Origin of the sequence: Acrocarpospora macrocephala (genome assembly GCF_009687865.1) — a bacterium.
GTDB lineage: Bacteria > Actinomycetota > Actinomycetes > Streptosporangiales > Streptosporangiaceae > Acrocarpospora > Acrocarpospora macrocephala.
Genome location: NZ_BLAE01000030.1, coordinates 45,877 through 69,433, shown reverse-complemented (window position 1 = coordinate 69,433; position 23,557 = coordinate 45,877). Strand labels below are relative to the sequence as shown.

The 23,557-nt window shown below is 70.7% G+C and carries 22 protein-coding genes; 5 read left to right on the top strand and 17 right to left on the bottom strand.

Features of this window, described 5'->3' with window-relative positions:
* Positions 1–14 precede the first annotated feature (14 nt).
* Positions 15–1,637: a thiamine pyrophosphate-binding protein gene (locus Amac_RS25335; protein WP_155356892.1), complete on the bottom strand. Its 1,623-nt coding sequence runs from the start codon at positions 1,635–1,637 to the stop codon at positions 15–17.
* 110 nt (positions 1,638–1,747) lie between these two features.
* Between Amac_RS25335 and Amac_RS25330 the strand changes: the two genes are divergently transcribed.
* Positions 1,748–3,364 carry an FAD-dependent oxidoreductase gene (locus tag Amac_RS25330; RefSeq protein WP_155356891.1) on the top strand — a complete coding sequence of 539 codons (1,617 nt, stop codon included), beginning with the start codon at positions 1,748–1,750 and terminating at the stop codon, positions 3,362–3,364.
* Positions 3,365–3,398: 34 nt separating this feature from the next.
* Here Amac_RS25330 and Amac_RS25325 read toward each other — a convergent pair whose 3' ends face one another.
* From Amac_RS25325 to Amac_RS25285, 9 genes are all read right to left on the bottom strand, one after another.
* Positions 3,399–4,091: an ABC transporter ATP-binding protein gene (locus Amac_RS25325; protein WP_155356890.1), complete on the bottom strand. Its 693-nt coding sequence runs from the start codon at positions 4,089–4,091 to the stop codon at positions 3,399–3,401.
* Positions 4,088–4,786 carry an ABC transporter ATP-binding protein gene (locus Amac_RS25320; RefSeq protein WP_155356889.1) on the bottom strand — a complete coding sequence of 233 codons (699 nt, stop codon included), beginning with the start codon at positions 4,784–4,786 and terminating at the stop codon, positions 4,088–4,090. Before Amac_RS25320 ends, Amac_RS25325 begins: the two co-directional genes overlap by 4 nt.
* A gap of 10 nt (positions 4,787–4,796) precedes the next feature.
* Positions 4,797–6,059, bottom strand: a complete 1,263-nt coding sequence (locus tag Amac_RS25315; protein ID WP_155356888.1) for an ABC transporter substrate-binding protein — start codon at positions 6,057–6,059, stop codon at positions 4,797–4,799.
* A gap of 16 nt (positions 6,060–6,075) precedes the next feature.
* A complete protein-coding gene (locus Amac_RS25310; RefSeq protein ID WP_155356887.1) occupies positions 6,076–8,022 on the bottom strand; it encodes an ABC transporter permease in 1,947 nt (648 codons plus the stop codon).
* A 124-nt stretch (positions 8,023–8,146) separates the two neighbouring features.
* The gene (locus Amac_RS25305) at positions 8,147–9,097 is read right to left on the bottom strand and encodes a zinc-binding dehydrogenase (protein ID WP_218041272.1); all 951 of its coding nucleotides are present in this window, start codon (positions 9,095–9,097) and stop codon (positions 8,147–8,149) included.
* Positions 9,098–9,156: 59 nt separating this feature from the next.
* Positions 9,157–9,933, bottom strand: a complete 777-nt coding sequence (locus Amac_RS25300) for an SDR family NAD(P)-dependent oxidoreductase (protein ID WP_155356885.1) — start codon at positions 9,931–9,933, stop codon at positions 9,157–9,159.
* Positions 9,930–10,775, bottom strand: coding sequence for a CoA-transferase (locus Amac_RS25295; protein ID WP_155356884.1), 846 nt, complete (start codon positions 10,773–10,775; stop codon positions 9,930–9,932). The genes Amac_RS25300 and Amac_RS25295 overlap by 4 nt, the downstream gene beginning before the upstream one ends.
* Positions 10,772–11,674, bottom strand: coding sequence for a CoA transferase subunit A (locus Amac_RS25290; RefSeq protein WP_155356883.1), 903 nt, complete (start codon positions 11,672–11,674; stop codon positions 10,772–10,774). The genes Amac_RS25295 and Amac_RS25290 overlap by 4 nt, the downstream gene beginning before the upstream one ends.
* Before the next feature lie 73 nt (positions 11,675–11,747).
* Complete coding sequence (locus Amac_RS25285; protein ID WP_155356882.1) at positions 11,748–12,539, bottom strand: enoyl-CoA hydratase/isomerase family protein; 792 nt, start codon at positions 12,537–12,539, stop codon at positions 11,748–11,750.
* 121 nt (positions 12,540–12,660) lie between these two features.
* Between Amac_RS25285 and meaB the strand changes: the two genes are divergently transcribed.
* Genes meaB through Amac_RS25265 form a run of 4 tightly spaced genes read left to right on the top strand, consistent with a single transcriptional unit; the run spans position 12,661 to position 16,573 of the window.
* Positions 12,661–13,635: a methylmalonyl Co-A mutase-associated GTPase MeaB gene (gene meaB / locus Amac_RS25280; RefSeq protein ID WP_155356881.1), complete on the top strand. Its 975-nt coding sequence runs from the start codon at positions 12,661–12,663 to the stop codon at positions 13,633–13,635.
* Positions 13,632–15,299 carry an acyl-CoA mutase large subunit family protein gene (locus Amac_RS25275; RefSeq protein WP_155356880.1) on the top strand — a complete coding sequence of 556 codons (1,668 nt, stop codon included), beginning with the start codon at positions 13,632–13,634 and terminating at the stop codon, positions 15,297–15,299. Before meaB ends, Amac_RS25275 begins: the two co-directional genes overlap by 4 nt.
* Before the next feature lie 38 nt (positions 15,300–15,337).
* A complete protein-coding gene (locus Amac_RS25270) occupies positions 15,338–15,745 on the top strand; it encodes a cobalamin B12-binding domain-containing protein (protein WP_170322637.1) in 408 nt (135 codons plus the stop codon).
* Positions 15,746–15,757: 12 nt separating this feature from the next.
* Positions 15,758–16,573 (top strand): SDR family oxidoreductase, encoded by an 816-nt coding sequence (locus Amac_RS25265; protein WP_218041271.1) that lies wholly within the window; start codon positions 15,758–15,760, stop codon positions 16,571–16,573.
* Here Amac_RS25265 and Amac_RS25260 read toward each other — a convergent pair.
* The 7 genes from Amac_RS25260 to Amac_RS25230 all read right to left on the bottom strand — a co-directional run bounded on the left by Amac_RS25260 (position 16,566) and on the right by Amac_RS25230 (position 23,523).
* Entirely contained in the window at positions 16,566–17,378 is an 813-nt protein-coding gene (locus Amac_RS25260) for an ABC transporter permease (RefSeq protein ID WP_218041270.1), read from the bottom strand. The two genes, Amac_RS25265 and Amac_RS25260, sit on opposite strands and share 8 nt — an antisense overlap.
* 11 nt (positions 17,379–17,389) lie before the next feature.
* On the bottom strand, positions 17,390–18,286 hold the full coding sequence (locus tag Amac_RS25255; RefSeq protein WP_155356877.1) for an ABC transporter ATP-binding protein: 897 nt from the start codon (positions 18,284–18,286) through the stop codon (positions 17,390–17,392).
* A gap of 400 nt (positions 18,287–18,686) precedes the next feature.
* The gene (locus Amac_RS25250) at positions 18,687–19,724 is read right to left on the bottom strand and encodes an ABC transporter substrate-binding protein (RefSeq protein ID WP_155356876.1); all 1,038 of its coding nucleotides are present in this window, start codon (positions 19,722–19,724) and stop codon (positions 18,687–18,689) included.
* Positions 19,725–19,893: 169 nt separating this feature from the next.
* A complete protein-coding gene (locus Amac_RS25245) occupies positions 19,894–20,670 on the bottom strand; it encodes an SDR family NAD(P)-dependent oxidoreductase (protein ID WP_155356875.1) in 777 nt (258 codons plus the stop codon).
* Between the two features lie 26 nt (positions 20,671–20,696).
* A complete protein-coding gene (locus Amac_RS25240; protein ID WP_155356874.1) occupies positions 20,697–21,485 on the bottom strand; it encodes an enoyl-CoA hydratase/isomerase family protein in 789 nt (262 codons plus the stop codon).
* A 53-nt stretch (positions 21,486–21,538) separates the two neighbouring features.
* The gene (locus Amac_RS25235) at positions 21,539–22,534 is read right to left on the bottom strand and encodes a quinone oxidoreductase family protein (RefSeq protein WP_155356873.1); all 996 of its coding nucleotides are present in this window, start codon (positions 22,532–22,534) and stop codon (positions 21,539–21,541) included.
* On the bottom strand, positions 22,531–23,523 hold the full coding sequence (locus tag Amac_RS25230) for a DUF7064 domain-containing protein (protein ID WP_155356872.1): 993 nt from the start codon (positions 23,521–23,523) through the stop codon (positions 22,531–22,533). The genes Amac_RS25235 and Amac_RS25230 overlap by 4 nt, the downstream gene beginning before the upstream one ends.
* Positions 23,524–23,557: the final 34 nt, after the last annotated feature.

Genomic DNA, 23,557 nt, shown 5'->3' with positions numbered 1-23,557 from the left:
GAACGTTATATAAATCAGTGGCCTGGGGCGGGGACCTGGTCCGGGTCGATCTTGATGTCGATCAGGATGGGGCGGTCCCTGGTCTCGATCGCGGCCAGGGCCTCGTCGAGCTGGGGCAGGTTCCGCACGGTGAAGCCGCGGCCGCCCAGTGCCGTGGCGACCGCGCCGAACTCGGGCCATTGGAAGGTGGAGATGGCCGGGTCCAGGTTCCTGCCGCGGAACTGGACGTGCTCCGCGCCGTACGCGGAGTCGTTGAACAGCGCGACCACCAGGTCGGCGCCGTGCCGTACGGCGGTGGCGAACTCGGCCAGGCCGCCGAGCATGAAGCCGCCGTCGCCGGTGACCAGCAGGGTGGGCCGGCCGGGCGCGCCGAAGCAGGCGCCGATGGCGTTGCCCATGCCCAGGCCGATCGAGCCGAAGTTCACCGTGTGCACGTACGCGGCGGGTTCGGGGCAGTGCAGCAGGGTGAAGGCGCTGAAGATGAACCGGCCGCCGTCGAAGACCAGGTTGCGGTCGGCGGGGAAGGCCCGCTCGATCCTGAGCATGGCGGTCCTGATGTCGACGGTCTCCCCGGTGGAGCGGTCGGCGAAGGCGTCGTCGCGGCGGTCCGCCAGGCGCTTGGCCAGCTCCGCCGAGGCGAAGCCGGTGGCCTTGACCCCTGCCTCGTCCAGCCAGCCGACGATGGTGTCCGCCACCGTGGCGGCGTCCCCGACGACCCCCTCGGCGACGGGCGAGAACCGGTTGATGGCGTCCCGGTCCAGGTCCACGTGGACGACCTGCTTGCCCGCCAGCAGCGAACCCTCCGCGGTGGTCCACTTGTTGAGCGAGGCCCCGAAGGCGATCAGGCAGTCGCTCCGGGCGATGGCGTCCAGGGCGACCTCGTGCGCGAGCGTGCCGCAGATGCCGAGGTCGAAGCGCTCGCCGCGGAACAGGTCCTTGCCGCGCAGCGTGGTGGCGACCGGGGCGCCGACGCGCTGGGCCAGCCGGAGCAGGGCCGCCCTGGCCTGCGGGGTGGCCGCGCCCTGGCCGGCCAGCACCACGGGCCGGTCGGCGTTGGCGATGATGCCGACCGCGGCGTCCAGGGCGGCCTCGGCGGGGGCGACGGCCTGCGGCTCGACGTACTTGGGCGCGACCGTGCGGTAGGCGGCCTCCCGCCACTGGAACTCCACCGGGACGTTGAGCACGATCGGCCGCCGTTCCAGGAGGGCGCGACGGATCGCCACGGCCAGATCCTCCACCACGGTCTCGGGGGAGCGGACCTGCTCGAACCCCGCGCCGGTCGGCAGCACCACGTCCCGCTGGGAGATGTTCTGGAAGTTCTCCCTGTCCACCACGGCGGTGTCCCCGGCGATGAGCAGGATGGGCGTGTGGTCCTTCACGCTCTCCACCAGCGCGGTGACGGTGTTGGTCAGCGCGGGGCCGTGGGTCACCGTGGCGACGCCGAGCCCGCCCGAGGTGCGGGCGTACCCGTTGGCGGCGAGCACGGCCCCGGCCTCGTTGGAGCAGGAAAGGTAGCGGCCCCCGGCCGCCCGCTCGAAGCTGTCCATCATGTACAGGTTGGCGTCGCCCAGGACGCCGAAGACCGTGGTCACGCCCTGGTCAGCGAGGGCGCGAGCGATCGCCTCATGGAACAACATCGGAGCTCCCTACCTAGTGAGATCTCCTCGCACCCTGCCAAATCTTCCCTTGTACGTCAACAGATAGGTTTAGTACTTTCAGGAGCGAGATCCTGAGGAGAGGAGCCGAGATGACCGATCGGTTCGATGTGGTCGTGCTTGGCACGGGAGCAGCGGGCCTGACCGCTGCCGTCACCGCGGCCAGGCGCGGCGCCCGGGTCGGCCTGTTCGAGAAGGCCCACGAGATCGGAGGGACCGCCGCCTGGTCCGGCGGGCATGTGTGGATTCCCGGCAACCCCCACCAGGCGGCGATATCCGTCCAGGACAGCGAGGAAGAGGCGTTCGAGTACATCATGTCCCTGTCCAGGGACCTGCTGGAGGAGCGCTTGATCCGCGCCTACCTCAAGGCGGGCCCCGAGATGGTGCGCTTCCTCGACTCGGAGGCGGGCACCGCGTTCTACGCCGTCCCGGACTTCCCCGACTACCATCCCGAGCATCCGGGGGGCAAGCCGGAGGGCGGGCGCACCATCGAGTGCCCCCTGTTCCCGTTCGATGAGCTGGGGGAGTGGCAGGGCCGGGTCACCCGCACCCCGTACTATCCGAACGAGCACCTGACCATGAGCGAGACCCCGCTGGGAGCGGCCGTGCCCCGGCCGCCGTCGGCGGCGGAGCTCGCCCGGCGCGCGATCCGGGACGAGCGCGGCCGAGGGCAGGCCCTGATCGGCCGCCTGCTGAAGGCGCTCCTGGACGCCGGGGTGGAGCCGCGCCTGGAGCACCGCGCCCGCGAGCTGGTCGTCGAGGACGGCAGGGTCGCGGGGGTGCGCTTCGACACCCCCGCGGGCGCCCGTGTCGTCCGCGCCGAGCGCGGCGTCGTCCTGGCCACCGGCGGGTTCGAGTGGAACGAGGAGTACAAGCGGGCGTTCCTGCGCGGCCCGCTCACCCATCCGGTCTCCATGAAGACCAACACCGGCGACGGCCTCTACATGGCCATGAAGGCCGGGGCGATGCTCGGCAACATGCGGGAGGCCTGGTGGATCCCGGCCGCCGACCTGCCCGAGGGCATCAACCCGATGAACCGCGCGATGATCACGGCCGACCGCACCCGCCCCCGCTCGATCATGATCAACAGGCGGGGCCGCCGCTTCACCAACGAGGCCGCCAACTACAACGCCTTCGGCGGCGCCTTCCACGTGGAGGACGTGACCTCTTTCGACTACGCCAACCTGCCCTCCTGGCTGATCTTCGACCAGGGCTACCTGCGGGCCTACGGCACGGTGGGCAACCACCCGCCGGGCGAGGAGCCGCCGGCCTGGCTCAAGGGTTTCGCCACCCTGAAGGAGCTCGCCGAGGAGGTCGGGGTGCCCGCCGGGGAGTTCGAGGCGACCGTGCGGCGCTGGAACGAGAACGTGGCGAAGGGCGCCGACCCCGACTACCGCCGGGGGGAGAGCGCCCACGACCGCTGGTGGGGCGACCCGGCGTACAAGCGGGAGGTGCGCGGCACGCTCGGGCCCATCGACGAGCCTCCCTATTACGCCATCCCGGTGGCCAGCGGGGCGCTGGGCACCAAGGGCGGCCCCCGGGTGGACCCGGACGCCCGGGTGCTCGACCTGGACGGCCAGGTCATCGAAGGGCTGTACGCGGCGGGCAACGTGATGGCCTCCCCGTTCGGCATGACGTACGGCGGCGCGGGCGGCACCCTCGGCCCGGCCATGGTCTTCGCCTACCTGGCGGGCCGCCACCTCACCTGAGAACGGAAGGGGAGACGCCGGACGGCGTCTCCCCTCACCGGCCGAGATAGGAGGACTCGATCTCCGGCCAGCGTTCCGCCAGTTCCCCTGCCGTGCCCTCCGTACGCACGCGGCCGCCCCCCAGCACGTAGCCACGCTGGGCGTACTTCAACGCCAGGTGCACATGCTGCTCCACCATCAGCACCGCGAGCCCGCTGGAGGCCGCGATCTCGCGCAGGGTGGAGAACAGCCGCTCCACGATCACCGGGGCGAGGCCCATGGACATCTCGTCCACCAGCAGCACCCGCGGGCCGGCGCACAGCGCCCGCCCCAGGGCCAGCATCTGCTGCTCGCCCCCGGAGAGCACCCCGGCCTTCCGGTTACGCCGCTTCTTCAGCTCGGGGAACAGCTCCAGCACGTCGAGGCCGCCCGGCTTGGCGCACAGCCGCAGATGCTCGTCGATCGTCAGCGAGGGGAACAGCGAGCGGTCCTCGGGGATGTGCGCCAGGCGTTTCCTGGCGATGGCGTGCGGGCTGAGCCGCAGCAGCGACCGCCCATCCAGCCGGATGTCGCCGCCGGACACCCGCGCCATGCCTGAGCAGGCCAGCAGGGTGGTGGTCTTGCCCGCTCCGTTGGGGCCGAGCAGGCTGACGATCTCCCCGGCCGCGACGGTGACGCCGACATCCTGCAGCACCCCGATCCTGCCGTAGCCCGCGTGCAGCCCGGAGATCTCCAGAACGGCGGTCATGCCGTGCCTCCCAGGTAGGCGCGGGCGACCTCGGGGTCCGCCCGGACGGCCGAGGGCGGCCCCGAGGCGATCTTCTTGCCGAAGTCGAGCACCTGGATGTCGTCGCAGACGTTCATGATGAGATCGACGTCGTGGTCCACCAGCAGGATGGTCGTCACCCCGCTGTCGACCAGCCGCCTCAGCTTGGCGCCGAACCGCCGCGACTCCCCGGCGTCGAGCCCGGCGGCCGGTTCGTCCAGCAGGAGCAGCCGGGGGGCGGCCGCCAGGGCGCGCGCGACCGAGACCAGCCGGGCCGTGCCGGTGGACAGCTCCGCCGGGTACCGGTCCGCCGTCCAGGCGACGTCCATCCGCTCCAGCGCGGACGCGACCGGGTCGGCCTGCCGGCCCCGGGCGTAGGTCTGCAGGTTCTCCCGGACGGTGAGCTCCATGAACAGCTCCAGCGACTGGAAGGTGCGGACGATGCCCGCCCGGCTCCGCCGGTACGCCGGCCAGGAGGCGATGCTCTCGCCCGCCAGCCGGATGTCCCCGGAGCAGCGCGCCATCCCGGTGATGGCGTCGATCATGGTGGTCTTCCCGGCGCCGTTGGGGCCGATGAGGCCCATCAGGGTGCCGGACTCGACCGCGAAACCGACCGAGTCCACCGCGGTGACCCCGCCGTAGCGGACGGTCACCCGGTCGAGTTCGAGCAGGCTCATCCCCGGTCCCTCAGCTCTTCGGCGGGTTGCCGGCGATCCAGGCGAGATCGCCCTGGATGTCGATGTACTGCGACAGGTTCCCCGGATCCTGGATGGTGGCCGGGACGAACGACCCGTTCCGGTACTCCAGGATGAGCATGTACGGGTTGGTGACCTGGGGCATCTCGGCCGGGGCGTTCTTCGGGTCGGTGCCGTGCGTGAGCAGGCCCTTCCACGGCTTGCCCTCCTGGAGCGTGGCCAGCACCGACTCCTTGGTGAGCTCTCCCTTGACGGCGGAGAGGGTGTCGTAGGCGTACTGCATGGAGGAGGCCGCGACCGCGGTCTGGCCGGTCAGGTCGAGGCCGGGCGCGTACTTCTTGAGCACGTCGCGGTAGGTCCTGGCGTCCTCGCTGTCGTAGTCGGCCGGGACCGAGGCGAAGGCGTACAGGATGCCCTCCGCGGCGTCGCCCGCGGCCTGGAAGACCTTCTGGGTGCCCGCGGTGGAGGAGACGCCCACCTTGGCGGCGAGGCCGGTGTTCTTGACCGCCTGGAACATGCGGGGCGCGGCCCCCTCGCCGACGGCCAGGATGACCGCGTCCGGCCGCTCGCTCGCGATCTTGGAGATGGTCGGGGTGAAGTCGGCCGCCGCGGCGTCGAACTCGGTCATGAAGTAGCCGGTGCCGCCCAGGGTCTCCCACTGCTTCTTCAGGGCCTGGCCGACCAGCTGCCCGGAGGGGGTGTTGCTGTAGGCGACCGCGAGCTTCTTGGCGCCGGTGGCGGCGAAGTACACCGCCAGGCCCGGGTAGGAGCCCGCCGCTCCCGGGGTGGCCGGGAAGTTGTACGGGCTGCGGTACTCGTCGGCGGTCACCGGCCACCCGCCGATGTTGACGATCCCGGCCTTCTCCATGGCGGGCAGCGCGTTGGCGCCGAAGGCCAGCGAGGAGTTGTTGACCAGGGCGACCACGCCCGAGTCGATCAGGTTGTTCAGGCACTGGGAGGTCTTGGCCGGGTCGCCGTGGTCGTCGCAGCTCTCCACCACGACCGGGCGGCCCCCGATGCCGCCGAGATCGCCGTTGATGTGGGCCGCCCAGGCCTCGTTGACGGTCTTCACCGAACCGTTGCTCCAGGCGGGGTTGGTGATGGTCAGGATGGACCCGAGCTTGATCGGGTCGCCTTTGAGACCGCCGGTGCCGGCGCTGGTGCCGGCGGAGTCCCCACCGCCACACCCGGCCAGGACGAGTGCCAGCACGGCGGTGCCGGCCATGAGGACCTTGGGGCGGATTCTCGTGCTCATGGGGCTTCGCTCCTTGTCATTTCACTGGTACCGACGGCTCGGCCGGTGCGGACCGGTCCTTGCCGTCGTCGGGGGGTGCGGCGGCGGGGGCGGGCGAGGAGCGCCGGCCCCGGCGTTCCCGGATGGTGTGCAGGGTGGCGGCCATGCCGTCGGGGTGCAGCTGGACGGCCAGCAGCAGGGCGCCACCGGCGATGACCAGCTGGTAGGAGTCGGCCCCCCAGGTCGCGAGCAGCTGGGAGAACAGGCCTCCGCTGGCGCCGAGACCGGCGAACAGGGCGCCGCTGACCATGCCGATGCCGCCGATGTAGGCCATGGCGATCACGTGCAGCGACTCGAAGATCGTGAACCGTTCGAAGGCGAAGACGTTCGCCTGGTAGCCCAGCAGGGAGCCGCCGACGCCGGCCACGAACGCCGACAGGGTGAAGGCGGCCAGCTTGAACCGCTTGATGTCGATGCCCGCCGCGGCGGCCGCGGCCTCGTTCTCCCGTACGGCCAGGGCGCGCCTGCCGAACGTGGAGACCCGCAGCGCCGCGACCAGGCTGCCCGTCACGATGACGATCACCAGGGTGACCACGGCGAACCCGGTGCCGCCGAGTTCCAGGCCGAAGAGGGCGGGAGAGGCCACCCGGTTGTAGCCCTGGCCGCCGAGCAGGCGGCCGTCGGAGAAGACCGCGACCTGGCAGATGTACGCGGCGCTCAGTGTCACCAGCGCCAGGCTCGGCCCGCGAACCCGGAGCGAGGGCAGGCCTGCCAGCAGCCCCAGCAGGGCGGCGACCAAGCCGCTGAGCGGGAGCACCAGCAAGAACGGCAGGCCGGCGCTGGAGAGCAGGGCCGTCAGCATGCCGCCGGTCCCGGCGAAGGCGACCTGGGCCAGGGAGATCTGGCCGATGAACCCGGTCACCAGCACCGCCGACAGGGCGATCATGACTCCGGCGAGGGTCACCACCCCGGCCGACAGCCAGGAGGGGCGGACGGAGAAGATGAACGCCAGGCCCGCCGCCAGGGCGATGATCGGCCCGGCCACCCGGTAACGCGGGGGAGGGCTGATCGGGAGGCGGCCCCGGACCACCTCGCCCCTGGCGGGCAGCAGGCGGCCAGAGAAGATCATCGCGATGATGACCACCAGCGCGGGGAGCGCCTGGGAGCGCCCGGGACCGGTCCAGAGCCAGGTGTACCAGGCGCCCTCGGCATCGGTGACCAGCTGCAGCGCCGACTCCACCATGCCGAGACCGAGACCGGCCGCGACCGCCACCCCGAAGGAGGTGAACCTGGCGATCAGGGCGGCGGCGAAGACGGGCACCACCAGCAACGTCAGCGCCTTGGCGTCCAGACCGGCGATGGGGCTCAGCATCACCCCGGCCACCGCCGCGAGCACGAAGCCCACCGCCCAGGTGAGCGCGCCGATGAGCACCGGCGAAAGGCCGCTGAGCGAGGCGCCCTTCTCGCTGTCGGAGATCGCCCGGACCGCCAGGCCGATCCTGGTCCGGCGGGAGACCAGCGAGAGGGCCACCGCCAGGACCACGGCCACCCCGGCGAGGATGAGGCGATCCATTGGTATCGCGATGCCGAGGAGGTCGACCGGCGTGGCGGGAACCACCGAGACCGGGGTCCTGGTCTGCACGTCGAACAGCAGCATCGCCAGGCCCTGGAGCAGCAGGAGCAGCGCCAGCGTGGCGATGATCCTGGCGAGCACCGGCGAGTTGCGCAACTGCCGCATGACCAGCAGGTAGAACGCCAGCCCCAGCACCACCGCGAACGCCGCCGCGAGCAGCGCCGCGCCGGCGGTGGACAGGCGCAGGCCGTCGCGGAGCGCGAAGAACACGTACGCGCAGATCATGGCGACCGCGCCCTGGGAGAAGTTGAGGACCCCCGTCCCCCGGTAGATCGTCACCAGGCCCAGGGCCAGCAGCGCGTAGGCGCCGCCAAGACCCAGTCCCAGCAGGGCGAATTGCAGCACGGCCATCGGGAGTCCCGCCTCCGGCGTTGTCGGTCGAGTGGGTGCGAAATTATTCTCTTTAACGTTGAACGTCAATATCCGACAAGAAATGAGGAGGGCATGCCCATGTCAGAGGACGCGGTCGCGCTGGTCAGTCGCCCATGGTGATGACGACCTTGAGCTGGCCGCTCATGGGCGTGAAGGCGGTGCGGTAGGCCTCGGCGGTCGCGTCGACCTTGAACTCGTGGGTGACGAGGGTCCTGATCAAGTCGGGGTGGGCCTTGACGTACTCGCCGGCCGCGGCCAGCACCCGGCGGCGCTCCAGCGTCGAGCCGGAGATGAGGGTCAGGTGCTTGCGCACCATCTTCTCCATGTCGATCGGGTAGACGCTGTCGTCGGGGACGCCGAAGTACAGGATGCGGCCCAGCGGCCGCGCGGCGGCGACGGCGTGCGTGAGGGTGGACACCTGATGCCCCACGGCCTCGACGATGACGTCGGGACGGTCCTCGTCATCCGTCAGGGCGGCGGCCCAGCGGCCGCTGGAGAGGAAGACCGGGTCGTCGACGCCGAAGTCGCCGAGGATGTCACGCCGGTCGATCCGGTCGACGCCGGTCACCTTGCGCGCCCTCGCGTTCTTGAGGACGTGGCTGAACAGCACGCCGATCGGGCCCTGGCCGATGACCGCGCAGTGCTGCCCGGACACGTCGCCGAGTCGTTCCACGGCGTAGATCACGCACGCGAGGGGTTGCAGCGCGATGGCTTCGGCGGGGCGCAGCGACGAGTCGTAGGCGTGCACGGAGGAACCCTCGGTGATGATCAGCTCCTGCAGGCCGTTCAAGCGCGTCGCCCAGCCGACAACCCGGTCGCCGACCTGGTGGTCCGTCGTCCTGGCGGCGACGACCTCGCCGACGATCTCATGCATGGGGAACCCTGGGATCAGGTCGTCCGACTCGGCCCAGGTGCTGACGGAGCCTTGGTAGTAGGGCCTGTCGGTCCCGCACAGCCCGCCTGCCAGCACCTGGAGGAGCACCTCGCCGTCGGCGAGGTCATCCGGCACCGGCGCCGGGATCTCCACGGTCTCGAAGGAACAGGGGCCGGTCATCCTCTTAGCCCACATAGGCTTCGCGCCTTTCCCATGTCGCGGCAGCCGAAGGCTGGCTGTCACTGCGCCGTCCAGCCGCCGTCCACGATCAGGGCGGAGCCGGTCATGTAGCTGCCCGCGTCGGAGGCCAGCAGGAGCAGGGCCCCCACGAGCTCGTCGGCGTCGCCGAGCCGCCGCATCGGGATGCTCGCCAGCGCGCTCGCCGAGGCCTGCTCATTGGCCCGGATCGCGGCGGTCATGCCGGTGACGATCAGGCCGGGCACCAGGGCGTTGACGCGGATGCCGCGCCGCAGCGTCCACTGCAGGGCCAGGTCCCTGGTCATCCCGAGCAGGCCCGCCTTGGAGGCGCTGTAGGCGGCCTGCGGGGCGTCGGCCGACACCAGGCCGAGCACCGAGGAGACGTTGACGATCGACCCGCCGTGACCGGCGGCGATGCAGGCCCGGCCGAAGGCCTGCGCCATCTGGTAGGCGCCGGTGAGGTTGACCTGGAGCACGCGGGCGAACTCGGCGGGGTCGTCCTTGTGGGCGGGCGCGACCCGGGCCACGCCCGCGTTGTTCACCAGCACGTGCGCGTCGCCGAGCTCGTCCCGCGCGGCGGCGACCAGGCGCTCGCAGTCGTCGGGGTCGGCCACGTCGGTGGGCACGGCGACGCAGCGGCGGCCCAGCGCCGCCACCTTGCCTTGAGTGTCCCGCAGCAGCTCGACCCTGCGCGCGCCCAGGGCCAGGTCGGCTCCGGCCTCGGCCAGGGCGAGGGCGAAGGTGACGCCGAGACCGGACGAGGCCCCGGTGATGATCGCCACCTTCCCGTCCAGTCTGAACCGGTCGAGGACGCTCATGACGCCGTGGCCCGGTTCCACTCGGCGTCCAGGACGTCCCTGAGGTAGGACAGCCGGTCCTTGCCCGAGACGAAGTCGAACTTCACGGTGCCGAACGGGTCGATCTTCGTGCGGAGCAGTTCCAGCTGCTCGGCGGTCGGCTCGGCCGTGGCCGGCAGGTGCTCCGGCACGTCCAGCTCGAAACCGGTGTTCGCCACCACCGTGGCGACATCCACGCCGGGGTGCAGGCTCTCGACGCGGAACGGCCGGTCGTCCTCGTCCTTGATCAGGACGGCCAGGTTGGTGACGACGATGATCGGCCCGGGCTGGAGCCCGGCCTCCTGGCGGGCCCGGTCGCCGACCTTCCACCGGGTGCCGGTGACGAATCCGACCTTCTCCACCAGCGTGCGGGGGTTGTGGTTGCCGAAGTAGGCGATCATCTTCCGGTACATCTTGATCACCTCGGCCGCTCCCGCGCCGCCGGGCAGGCGGACCTTGGGGGTCTCGAACGGCCCGATGGCCGACAGGTTGATCGCCCCGTTCCCGTCGAACTGGGCGGAGGAGACCGCCTCCACCCCGCCGTGCCCGGCCAGGTGGATGGAGTTGATCTCCGTCAGCATGCCCCAACGGCAGGCCGCCCCCTTGTACGCCGAAGCCTCGGCGCCGGTGAAGGAGAGCTGGATCGGGGCCATCCCCACCGCGTCGAAGCCGACCAGGTAGGCGTCCCTGGCGTGGGTCAGCTTGGCCAGCATGTAGGAGGCGTACGCGAGGGGAGTGAAGGATCCCATCACGGTGACGCCCCGCTCGTCCACCTCGGCGGCGACCCGGCAGGTCATCAGCTCGTGGATCTCATAGTCGGTCATGCGTGCGCCTCCTCGATAATCTCCGCGGCGTCCACCAGCCGCCGCAGCACGCCGTCGCGCCCCTTGAGCACGCGCTCCCGGTACTCCGCCTCGCTCTCGCCGCGGATCTGGCCGAGGTAGTCGGAGAACGCCGGGCCGCTCACGGCGGCGGCGTAGTCCATGAGCTCCCAGGCGTCCATGGCGTAACGCGGAATGTGCGAGGTGGGGTGCGCGCCGAACGGCGCCTCGATGACCGCCTCCACGTAGTAACCGGGCAGCTTGGTCATGTGCGCGTTCGCCACGATCACGTCACGGTCGACGATCTCCTCACAGGTCACGATCACCCGCCCGGCCGCCTTGGCCATCTCCACGTCGGGCCCCGAGGTGCCGTCCCACTGCGCGTTGCCCTCCGCGTCGGCGCGCAGTGCGTGCACGATCGCGACGTCGGGCCTGATCGCGCGGACGGCCGTGAGCTCCTCGCCCGTGAACGGGCAGGCGGTGGTGGCGTAGATCTCCGGGTAACGGGCCGGGATGTCCGAGCCGAACGGCCCCCGGTAGGGCAGGTACGGCACGCCGCGTCCCTGCGCCTCCAGGCCGATCAGCAGCCCAAGACCGGTGTACTCGGTGAACGGCAGCGCGCCGGACTCGATCGCGCCGCGCACGCTGGGGGCCAGGCCGAACGCCTCCAGCGTGACCATGGAGAACGACAGGTGGCCCAGCGTGCCCGCCGCGGCCATCAGGTCCATGTCCACCGAGCCGACGACGGTGAGGGCGCGGATGTCCCTGCGCCCGGCGCGGATCAGCTCGCGGACCGCCGCCATGGGGTGGTTGGCGAACCAGCCGCCTCCGAAGGCCACCGAGTCGCCGTCGCGGACCAGCTCTCCCAGGGCTTCCAGCGGTCTGACCTTGTCCGGGCTCATGGTGCTCCCACAGCTCTCACGGTTCCTCCTCGTCGCAGCAGCAACTTACCGTTGAACGTTAAATACGTAAAGGTCAGATTCCGCGCAGGCCCTTGCCCTCCATGAACCGGGAGATCCGCGTCCAGACCTCCTCCTGGCGGAGCATCACCTGGTCGGCCATGGCCTCGATGTCGGCGGCCCGGCGGGAGTCGAGGCGCGGGCCGACGTCGATGGCGAGGCCCGCGAAGTACGCCGAAGGCCAGGGCAGGTCCTCGATCGCGGCGGCGACGCCCTCCAACTCCGCCGCGAGCCGCTCGTGCGGCACCACCCGGCTGACGATCCCGGCGCGCAGCGCCTCCTCGGCGTCGACGATCCTGGAGGTGAGGATCACGTCCTTGGCGAACGCCTCCCCGGTCGCCCGCGCCAGGCGGCTGGTGCCCCCGACGTCGGGGACGATGCCCATCCTGAGCTGGGGCATGGCGAAGATCGCCCGGTCGCTGGCGATCCTGATGTCGCAGGCCAGGGCCAGCTCGAGGCCCGCGCCGATGGCGGGGCCGTTGATCGCGGCGACGCTGGGCTGCGGCACCCGCTCGAAGCGGTCGACGATGTTCGCCCAGCGCCGGATGAAGGAGGGGAAGCTGCCCCGCTCCACCTCCAGGGCGGCCCCGATCGCCCCGAAGTCCACCCCGGCGCAGAAGGCGGGGCCGCTGCCGGTGAGGGTGACGACGCGCAGGTCGTCGCGCAGCTCCACCTCGGACATCACCCGGTCGAGGTCGTCCCAGGCCCCGAAGGTGAGGGCGTTGCGCTCCGCCGGGCGGTTGAGCGTGATGGCGAGGCGGGTCCCGGAGTCCGCCACCGCCAGGGTCTCCAGGTCTTCGCTGGTCAATCTACTCGGCTCCTCAGGTCTTATGTAACGTACAACGTTAATCTCGGTGTGGTGCTACCGTTCAAGCGTATGAAAGACTAACGTTGAACGTAAACTTATCGCGAGGGTGATCGTGGAAGCTGTGACAGTGCCGGCCGGCGAGGTCGTCGCCGGAAGCGTGCTCCACGCCGGGCGGTTGATCACCCAGATCGAGAACGGCCGCCCCCAGGCCAGGCCGGTCCTGCGCGCGCTCGCGCCGTACTGCGGGAGGGCGCAGCTGGTGGGCGTCACCGGCCCGCCGGGCGCGGGCAAGAGCACCCTGGCCGCCGCGCTCATCAGGCACCTGCGGGGCCAGGGGCGGACGGTGGGGGTGATCGCCGTCGACCCCTCCAGCCCGTTCACCGGGGGAGCCCTGCTCGGCGACCGGGACAGGATGGCGGAGGCCGCCGGCGGGGACCCGGGCGTGTTCATCCGCTCGGTCGCCTCCCGGGGGGCCTCCGGCGGCCTGGCCGCCGCCGTCAACGACACCGTCGACGTCATGGACGCCATGGGCAAGGACGTGGTCCTCATCGAGACCGTCGGGGTCGGGCAGGGCGAGTTCGACATCGCCAGGATCGCCCACACCGTCGTCCTGGTGCTGGTCCCCGGCTACGGCGACGCCCTGCAGGCGATGAAGGCCGGCATCACCGAGATCGCCGACGTGGTGGCCGTCAACAAGGGCGACGCCCCCGGCGCGGACCAGACCGCCAAGGACCTGGCCGCGCAGGGTTTCGAGCGGACCGGCCCCGACGGGGCCGAGCGCTGGAAGGTCCCGGTGCTCACGGTGTCGGCCCTGCGCGGGGAGGGCGTCGCCGAACTGGCCGCCGCCGTGGACGAGCACCACGCCTTCACCGGCGCCACCGCCTGGCGGGCCGCCGCGGAACGCGCCCGCGGGCGGTCCAGATTCACCGCGTTCGTCGCCGACCGGCTCCGCGGGGAGCTGCTGAAGGCCGCCGAGGAGACCCTCGGCGACACGCGGCCGGCCGACCCGTACGGCGCCGCCGAAGCCTACGTCGGCGCGCTGCTGAACGCCCACCGCACGCTCAGCGCGGACATCCCAGGAACGGAGCAGAAGTGACATCCCTCACCAGCGCCAAGTTCGAAGCCGCCAAGCGGGCGTGGGCCGAGCGCCGGGCCCGCTACGCCGCGAAGCTGCGCCCGGCCAGGACCCTCTCCGGCCTGCCCTTGAAGACCGTCTACACCCCCGACGACACCACCGCCTCCGACCTGGCGGAGATGCCCGGCGTCTACCCGTTCACCCGGGGCCTGCACCCCGACGGCTACGCCCTCACGCCGTGGATGCAGCAGATGGTCTTCGGGTACGGGACCATCGAGGAGACCCGGCGGAAGATGGAGAAGATGGTCGCCGAAGGCATGGAGGGCTACTTCGGCCACAAGGTCTTCAACACCGTCTACGACGTCCCCTGCATGTACGGCATCGACGCCGACCACCCCGAGGCCGTCGGCAACATCGGCCAGTGCGGCGTGCACATGAGCACCGGCGACGACTACGACGAGCTGATCCGCGACTGGGACCTGGAGACCACCAACTTCTCCATGATCACCGGGGACAACTGCCTGCCCGCGCTGGCCCTGCTGGCCGCCGCCGTCGAACGGCGCGGCGAGCCGGTCGGCAAGATGCACGGCAACTCGATGAACTGGTATCCGCGCATCGCTGTCCAGGACGTCCCCTCCTGGGAGCCGCGCTGGGGCTACGCCCTGATGATCGACCTGATCAGGTGGGCCAGGGCGAACGCGCCGGACTGGAACCCGGCCAACATCTTCATGTACGGCCTGTCGGAGGCCGGCGCCACCCCCGTACAGGAGCTCGCCTACGGCCTGGCCTGGGGTAAGTCGATCATCGACGCGGGCCTGGCCGCGGGTCTCGAGCCCGACGACTTCATCGGCCGGCTGTCCTTCCAGATCGGCTGCACGGTGAACGTCTTCGAGGAGGTCGCCAAGTTCCGGGCGCACCGCAGGATGTGGGCCAGGCTCTGCAAGGACGCCGGGGTCACCAAGCCGTCCGGCATGTTCGCCCGCGTGCACGTGCACACCAGCGGCTACGTGCTCACCCAGCAGCAGCTGATGAACAACAACGCCAGGATCACCCTGCAGACGCTGGCCGCGGTGCTCGGCGGCGTGCAGTCGATCCACACCTGCTCCTACGACGAGGCCGTGGGCGTGCCGACCGAGCAGTCGCACCGCACCGCCCTGCGCACCCAGCAGATCCTGATGTGGGAGAGCGGGCTGCGGGACGTGGCCGACCCGCTGGGCGGCTCCTACTTCATCGAGAAGCTCACCGACGAGATGGAGGCCGCCGCCTGGGAGATCTTCGACGAGATCGAGGCCTCCGGCGGCTACCTGCGCGGCATCGAGACCGGCGAGGTCAAGCGGAACATCGACAACTCCTCGTACGAGATGAAGAAGATGATCAACAGCGGCGACCTGCCGATCGTCGGCGTCAACCGCTACGTCTCGCAGGAGCAGGAGAACTACGAGCCGTTCCGCATCGACGAGACGATCGAGGTCAAGGCCAGGGCCCGGCTGGAGGCCTACCGCGCCAAGCGGGACCAGGCCGCGGTGGACGCGGCGATCGAGGACGTCAGGCGAGCCTGCCAGAACCTCAAGGACGGCACCGGACCGCTGATGCCCGCGCTCGTGGACGCGGCGCGCAAGGGCGTGACCAACGGCGAGATGATGGTGCCGATGCGCGAAGCGTTCGGCTGGTACGTCAGCGAGTGAACCGTCGCATATCGCGCATCGAATAAGGAGTGGACCCCGTGTCCGGAGAGCACATCAAGGTCTTGCTGGCCAAGAAGAAGATCGACGTCCACGGGCGCGGCAGCAAGCTGATCGCCAGGGAGCTGCGCGACGCCGGCATGGAGGTCGTCTACTTCCGGTTCGGCGTCGTGGCGGAGATCGCTGAGGCGGCCCTGCAGGAGAACGCCGACGTGGTCGCCGTCAGCGTGATGACCAGCGGGCAGCTGCAGATCGCCCGCGACCTGATCCCCGCGCTCAAGGAACGCGGCATGACCCAGGTCCTGGTGATCATGGGTGGCATCATCCCCGAGGTGGACTTCGAGCCGCTCCGGGCGCTGGGCGTGCACCGCTCCTTCCCGCCGGGGCTGCCCGGCGGCGTGGTCGCCGAGTACATCAGGGAGAACGTCGGCAAGGCCAGCCTGGTCTAGGAAAGGGGCATTGTGGCAACTCTGTCCGGAGTGGACGGCAAGGGGATCATCGTCACCGGGGGCGGCGGCGGGCTCGGCTCGGCCATGGCGGCGGAGCTGTGCCGTCTCGGCGCCCGGGTGGTGGTCTGCGGGCGCACCGAGGAGACTCTCGGCCAGGTGGCCGAGGCGATCGGTGCCGAGCTGGGCGACGGCCGGGCGTTCGCGGTCACCGTGGACGTCCGCGACCCCGCCTCGGTGGCGGCCATGGCCGACCGGGCCACCGAGCTTCTCGGCGCGGTGGACGGGCTGGTCAACAACGCCTCCGGCCTGTTCCCCGTCAAGGCGGAGGAGCTGACCCCCAACGGCTTCGACTCGGTCATCAAGATCGTCCTCAACGGCACCTGGCACTGTACCGCCGAGGTGGCCGGCCGCTGGCTGCGAGCCGGTCGAGGGGGAGCGGTGGTCAACGTGCTGACCCCCTACGCCTGGATGGGCGCGCCCGGCATCGTGCACAACGCCTCGGCCAAGGGCGGCGTCCTGGCCATGACCCGCACCCTGGGCGCGGAGTGGGCCGGGCGGGGGGTGCGCGTGAACGCGGTGGCTCCAGGATGGATGCCGGTGGGCGGCACCGACTTCCTGGCGGGCGACCCGCGGGTGCGCCGCCGCCTGATCGAGGCCATCCCGGCCGGTCGCCTGCTGAGAGCCGAGGAGACGGCACGGGCGACCGCCTACCTCCTGTCCGACGACGCCTCCTACGTGGTCGGCGAGGTGCTCACCATCGACGGCGGCCACCATCTGTCCAAGGGCCTGTACGAGTTCCTCGACGAGCTGCCCGGCCGGGTCAGCTGACCTGCCACACCAGCAGGCGGCGCTCGGCGGCGTTGAAGAGCCAGTTCATGACGATGGCGACGGCCATCAGCTCCACCAGGATCGCGAAGACCGTGTTGATCTGGTAGGAGGAGGAGTACAGCACGATGTCCTGGCCGAGACCGCCGGTGGCGGCGACCATCTCCGAGGCCACCACGCCGAGCAGGGCGTAGACGAAGGTCAGCCGCAGGCCGGCGAACATCGTGGGCACCGCCGAGGGGAGCACCACCTTCAGCAGGAGCGAGGCGCGCTTCAGGCCGACCACGCGGGCCATGGTCATCAGGTCCGCGTCCACCGACCGCACGGCCGAGCGGGCGTTCTCGGTCAGGATGAAGAAGACGATGCTGACGGCCAGGACCACCTTGGCCGTCATGGTCAGCCCGAACCAGGCGATGAACAGCGGGGCCAGCGCGATGCGGGGCACGCTGTTGATCGGGGCAAGGAACGGCCCGAAGATCGAGTTCAGGGTGGGGCTCAGGCCCAGGATCAGCCCGGCGAGGGTGCCGGAGATCGAGCCGATGACGAAAGACACCCCGACGGCCGCGCCGGTGGCCCGCAGCGACTCCAGGCTGCGCTCCGAGGGCAGGTACTCCAGCATCGAGGTCCAGACGCCGCTGGGCCGCCCGAACAGGGTCTCCTCCACCCAGCCCTGCCGGGAGGCGATCTCCCACAGGGCCAGGAAGGCCACGCAGATCAGGACGCGCGCGGCGTTGATGAACGTCCTGGACTGCCAGGCGCGGGGCCGCGCGATATTCCCCGCAGGCGTGGCGGCCGGGGCCGGTCGCATGGTGCTGATGGTCATCGAGGTGCCCGCCCCTCAGCGCGCGATCCGATGGCGCCTTCGAGGCGCTCGAAGAGGTCGTGGGTGATGCGCTGGAACTCGTCGGTGAACTGGATCTCGCCCAGGTCCTCGGCGCGGGGGCGCGGCAGGTCGATGACCCGGTCCTCGGCGATCCTGCCCGGGTGCGGCAGCATCACGATGACGCGGTCGGCCAGCAGCACGGCCTCCTGGAGGTCGTGGGTGACGAAGACGACCGTCTTGCGGCGGTCGCCGCCCTGGTGCTGCTCCCAGATGCGCAGGAACTCGGCCTGCAGGGTGAGCTTGGTGCGGGCGTCCAGGGCGGCGAAGGGCTCGTCCATCAGCAGGAGCGAGGGGTCGGCGGCCAGCGTGCGCGCCAGCGCCACCCGCTGGCGCATGCCCTGGGACAGCTGCAGCCGGTACTGCGACTCGCGGCCCTTCAGGCCGACCAGCTCCAGCATCTCGCGGGCCCGGTCCTGGCGCTCCCGGCGGTTCCAGCCGCGCGTCTCCAGCGGCAGCTCCACGTTCTTGCGCGCCGTACGCCACGGGAGCAGGGCGTCTCTGGCGAACATGTAGCCGATGTCCATGTTGGGCAGCTCGGGTGCCGTGCCGTCGAGGACGACCTCGCCGCTGGTGGGGTGCACGAGTCCAGCCAGCATGTTGAGCATCGTGGTCTTGCCGCAGCCGCTCGCGCCGACCAGGGCGACGAACTGCCCGGAATGGATCTCCACGTCGATGCCCTGGAGGGCCACGAGGTCACGGGTCCCGCCGGCGCCGTTCTCGTCCTTGGCGCTCTGGAGCCGGAACACCTGGTGGACGTCTTTGAACGAGATCAGCGGAGATGGGGCGGAGGGCTCGGCCGTTGCGGCCGGTCCGTTCTCGGTTCTGGTTGCCAACGTTCCATCTCCCTCGGTACCTGCACAAGTCAGTCAGAGGTCCCGGCGTCTCTCGCGGTAGCTATACAGAAAAATCTCACGTTGAACGCAAGATGGCAAGCATGGAACGCGTAATCGCCCGTTAACATGCGATGGTGCTGCTCGTCCCATATCGGGGATATTGGCAGTTAAAGGTCACCCTGGTCTACGAACCTATGGTTCGAGGCGAGCACAGCCAGGTTGCCCCGCGTCCAGGTGTGGGTCAGGTCGCGCTCGGCGATACGCCAGCCGTCGGGCGCCTGGCCAGCAGGTCGGCGATGTCGAATCGGTCTTGGACGGACAGCCGTTCGGCGCTCATCTCCCGCGTCCTCTCCCTCGCTCTGGCACGGCGGCGGACACGGCCCGCCGCCGCGCCGTTCCGTCAGCCTTGCGGGATGACCACCAGCGACTCGTACGTCGGCTTCGGATCGGCCTTGAGGATGCCCAGGCCGACGTAGGCGTCGAAGGTGGCTGTGAGCCTGGCCTTGTCGAGTTCGGTGGAGAAGTCGCCGTAGGTCTGGTCCAGGACCAGCTCGGCGACCGGGGCTTCGACGCCGGTGTCCTTCACCAGCGTGTCCAGCGCGGTCTGGCGGTTGGCGGGCTCGGCGACGAACCGCAGCGCCTCCGTCACGGCCTCGCAGAACGCCTTGGCGGCGGCGGGCCGCTGCTGGAGGAAGTCGCCGGTGCCCACCCAGGCGCTGCCGTAGTAGTCCTTGTAGGCGGCGGGGCCCTCGGGCATGTACAGCAACGGCTTGCCGGTCTTGGCGTTGAGGATGAACTGGGTGCCCGTCGGGTTGAACTGGGCGACGTCGACGCTGCCGTTGCCGAGCGCCGCGATGGCGGCGCTGCTGCCGCCGCCGAGGTTGACGTAGGTGACGTCGGTGACGCCCGCCTCCTTGAGCGCGGCCGCGAAGATCAGCTGGAGCCCGGACCCGATCGGGGTCTGGATGCCGATCTTCTTGCCCGCCAGGGACTTGAGCACCTCCTGCCAGGTGGCGCCGTCCTGGGTGGAGGGCAGCGTGCTGCCCACCGGGGCCATCAGCGTCGTCTGCAGGACCTTGATGCCGCCGCAGAAGAAGGCGCCCTTGGATCCGGCCTGCCAGCCCTGGCCGAGCGTGCCGACGGTGACGATGCCGATGTCGGACTTGGTGGCGCTCAGGCCCTGCATGCCCTGCAGGTTGGCCGGCTGCTCGGCGACGTCGAGCGTGATCCCCCGCTTCTCGAACAGGCCCTGCTGCTGCGCGATCATCACCGGCAGGCGGTAGGACTGCGCCGGGTACATCATGACGCGGACGGTTTCAGCGCCCCCGCCGCCCTGAGCCGTGGGCGATTCGCCCGAGTCACCACCGCAGGCGGTGGCGACGGCGACCAGCAGGGCGGTCGAGGCGAGAGCGATGCGAATCTGGGTTGTATTGCGCACTGCGAACCTCCATGAGCAAGGCCTCCGCGCGGGCCTCCATTGCCGGGTGAGTTTTTCACGTTGAACGGAAGGAAACAAGGCCGTAACACGACTGATACACGGCAAAGAACGAGGTCATGGCTGTACGCGGGAGGGCCATCGAACGCCCCTCCCGCGCAGGTGCGCCGCTCTAGTGGAGGCTCCAGCCGCCGTCGACCGGCAGCGTGACGCCCGTGATGTACGACCCGGCGTCGGAGGCCAGCAGCAGCAGCGCCCCGTAGAGCTCGTGCGTCTCCCCGATGCGGCCCAGGGGAGTGCGCGCCAGTACCTTGCCCACGCCCACCTCGGACGCCAGCAGCGGATCGGTCAGTTCGGAGGAGAAGAAGCTCGGGGCCAGGGAGTTGACGCGGATGCCGTACCTGGCCGACCACTGCATGGCCAGGTCGCGGGTCATGCCGTTCATGCCCGCCTTGGAGGAGGAGTAGGCCACCTGGGGGATGTCGCCGCCGCTGATGCCCAGCGCCGAGGAGATGTTGACCACCGAGCCGCCGTGCTTCGCCTTGATGCAGGCGCGGCCGAAGGCCTGGGCCATGTAGTACGCGCCGACCAGGTTGACGCCCACGACCCGGGCGAAGTCCTCCGGTTTCTCCTTGTGGGCCGGAGCGGCGTGGCCGACCCCGGCGTTGTTGACCAGGATGTGCACGTCGCCGAGCTGCTCGACCGCGGCCGCCACCAGGGCCTCGCAGTCCGCCACCTGGGAGACGTCGGTCCGGACGGCCACGCACCGGCGCCCGGCCGCGGTGATCTTGCCCTTGACCTCGTGCAGGCGGTCCACCCGCCGCGCCCCCAGGACCACGTCGGCCCCCGCGTCGGCGAGCGCCTCGGCGAAACCGACGCCGAGCCCGGAGGAGGCGCCGGTGACGATGGCCACCTTGCCGTCGAGTCTGAACTGGTCCAGCACGCTCATCGCGGTTCTCTCCTCTCTCGCTTGGGTCATTCGCCGCGGAAGACGGGCTCGCGGCGCTCCTCGAACGCCCGGCGGCCCTCGGCCACGTCGGCCGACGCGAAGATCGCGGGCATCAGGTTCTCGCCCTCGCGGTAGTGGCCGCCGGCCTGCTTGTTCAGGGCCCACTTGGTGGCGGCGACGGCCAGCGGGGCCCGCTTGGCCATCCGCACGGCCAGCTCGGTGTAGGCCTGCGCCAGCGACTCGGGCGCGACGACCCTGTTGACGAAGCCGAGCTCCCTGGCCTCCTCGGCGGAGATGTCGTCGGAGGTGTAGGCCATCCAGGCCACCCGGCGGCGGCCGATCATGTCGACGCCGCGGGTGATGGTGACCGCGGGGACCAGGCCGTGGTTCATCTCGCGCAGGCCGAAGCGGGCCTTCTCCGAGGCCAGGACCAGGTCGCAGGCCAGGGCGATCTCGGTGCCGAAGCCGAAGGCGTAGCCGTTGACCGCGGCGATCACGATCTTGCCCAGGCGCTCGATCGCCTCGAACGGCGCGTGGGCCAGCCGGATGAACCTGCGGCAGTCGCCCATGCTGTCGAAGGTCATGCCGCCCAGGTCGGCGCCGGCCGAGAAGGCCCGGCCGTTGCCGGTCAGCACGATGGCGCGGACCTGGTCGTCGGTCTCGAACGAGGCGATGGTGTCGGCCAGCTCCCCGAAGAGGGCCGGGCTGCCGGCGTTGAGCACGTCGGGCCGGTGCAGGGTGACCACCGCGTACCGGTCCGACGGGTACTTCTCGACGTACAGGGTCTCCCTGTCCACGCGTTCCATGTCCGCCATCTGCGGCCGCTCCTCAATCTCTACTTTTTGACGTTCAACGTAAACTATACGCGTCAGAGGGCTTCGGCAACGGTGACGACCGTGCGGCCCACCGAACGGCGGGCGGCGAGGAACTCGTGGGCGGCGGCGACCTCGGCCGCGGGGAACACCCGGGCGACGACGGGGGCGGCTCCGCCGTTCTCGAACTGCTGGAGGACGCGCTCGACGGAGGGGCGTACCAGTTCCGGGTTGTGGGCCAGCCAGGTGCCGAGGGTGAAGCCGGACACCGAGACGCCCAGCTCGAACAGGGTGTGCAGCCGGAGCCGCTGGCTGCCCCGGCCGCTGCTGGCCCCCACGCTGACCAGGCGGCCGCCGGGGGAGAGGCAGTCGAGGCTGCGGTCGAGGACCTCGCCGCCGACGGACTCCAGGAGCAGCGGCACGCCGCGCCCGCCGGTGACCTCGCGGACGACCTCGGCGAAGTCCCGCGTGGTGTAGTTGACCGCCACGTCGGCGCCCCACTGCCGGATCCGCTCCGCCTTGGCGTCGGAACCGGCGGTGGCGATGATCCTTCCGGCGCCGTACGCCCGGCACAGCTGCAGGCAGGCCGAGCCGTACGCGCCGGCCGCGGCGTGGATCAGCACGTCCTCGCCCTTGCGCAGGCGGCCCATGGTGAGGATGGCGGCGTCGGCGGTGAGGTAAGGGCCCGCGGCCCCGGCGGCCTGGGCGTCGCTGAGCGTCGCCGGCGCCGGGTAGACCTGGGTCACGGGCGCGGTGACGAACTCGGCCGCCGCGCCGCCCTTGGAGATCACCCCGAAGACCCGTGTGCCGATCGGAGGGCCCTCGGCGCCTGGCCCCCTGGCCACCACGACGCCGGTGAGGTCGTGGCCCATGACGTAGGGCGGTTCGGGCGCGCCCGGATATCTTCCCGCGCGTTCCAGCAGGTCGGCCCAGTTCACGGCGAAGGCGCGCACCTCGATCAGCAGCTCGCCGGTACCGGGCTCCGGCACCGGGACCTCGTCCCAGCCCAGCACCTCGGGCCCGCCGTGCCGGGCGAAGCGCAGCCCCTTCATGCCACGTGCATCCCCGCGGGGACGCCCTCGATCATGCGGTCGTGGAACTCGCAGACGCCGTAGCCGGTCGTGCCCAGGTAGTCGAACTCGACCAGGTACTCGGCCAGTCTGGCGACCTCCCCGTCGCGGCGGTTGCGCAGGGGGACGTTGTGGAACATCGTGCCGGAGGCCGCCACGTGCTCGCCCGACTCGGTCCACATAGAGACTCGCGTGGAGGTCGCGTAGTAGGGGGCCGGGCCGTACTCGCTCTGCACCGAGACCCGGTTGACCAGCTCGACCACGCCGTCGCGCAGGACCATGCCGTTGCCGGGCGAGGGGGTGTCGCCGATCTGCTGCGCCCAGGCGACGAAACCGTTGCGCTCGTCGGCCATGCAGGAGAGCCAGCGCCAGAACCGGGGACCCTGCCAGATGCGCGGCCCCCAGGAGTGGTCGCGGAAGCCCAGGCCGTTGATGTGGCGATGCCGGCCGTCGATCTCCACCCAGCCCCGCACGGCGCAGGGCCCCTGGTAGTGGCCGACCGCGATGCTGTCCTCCGCGCCCTGGATGCCGGAGCCCCCGCCGAGCCCGTACACCGGGACGACGTTGTCGTAGAGCAGCTCGAGCGCGATCGGGACGACGGGGCTGGTCGTGAAGGCCCGCTTGGGGTTCTCCAGGGCGGTGCCCTTGTCCAGCAGGTACGCGGTGCCGTCGAAGACGACCTTGATCTTCCGCAGCGGCTCCACGACCTCGAACGCCAGCCCGGCCGCCTTGAACCTGTCGTTGTCGTTTATCGGCGCGCGGTCGAATCGGATGGCCGCTCCGCCGCCGGGAAGGTAGAGCAGCACGGTGACCTCGGCGTGCCCCTCGTTGACCCGGTTGCCCATCCTGATGAGCACCCCGAAGCCCGAGTCGTTGTCCACGAAGTTGTAGTAGGCCGACTCGTTGAACTGCGGGTGGTCGGTGGGTTCGTGCATGTACTCGTCTTGGTCGAGGATCGGTGCGATACCCATCGTGCTGACCTTTCACGTTAGATAGCTATGCGGT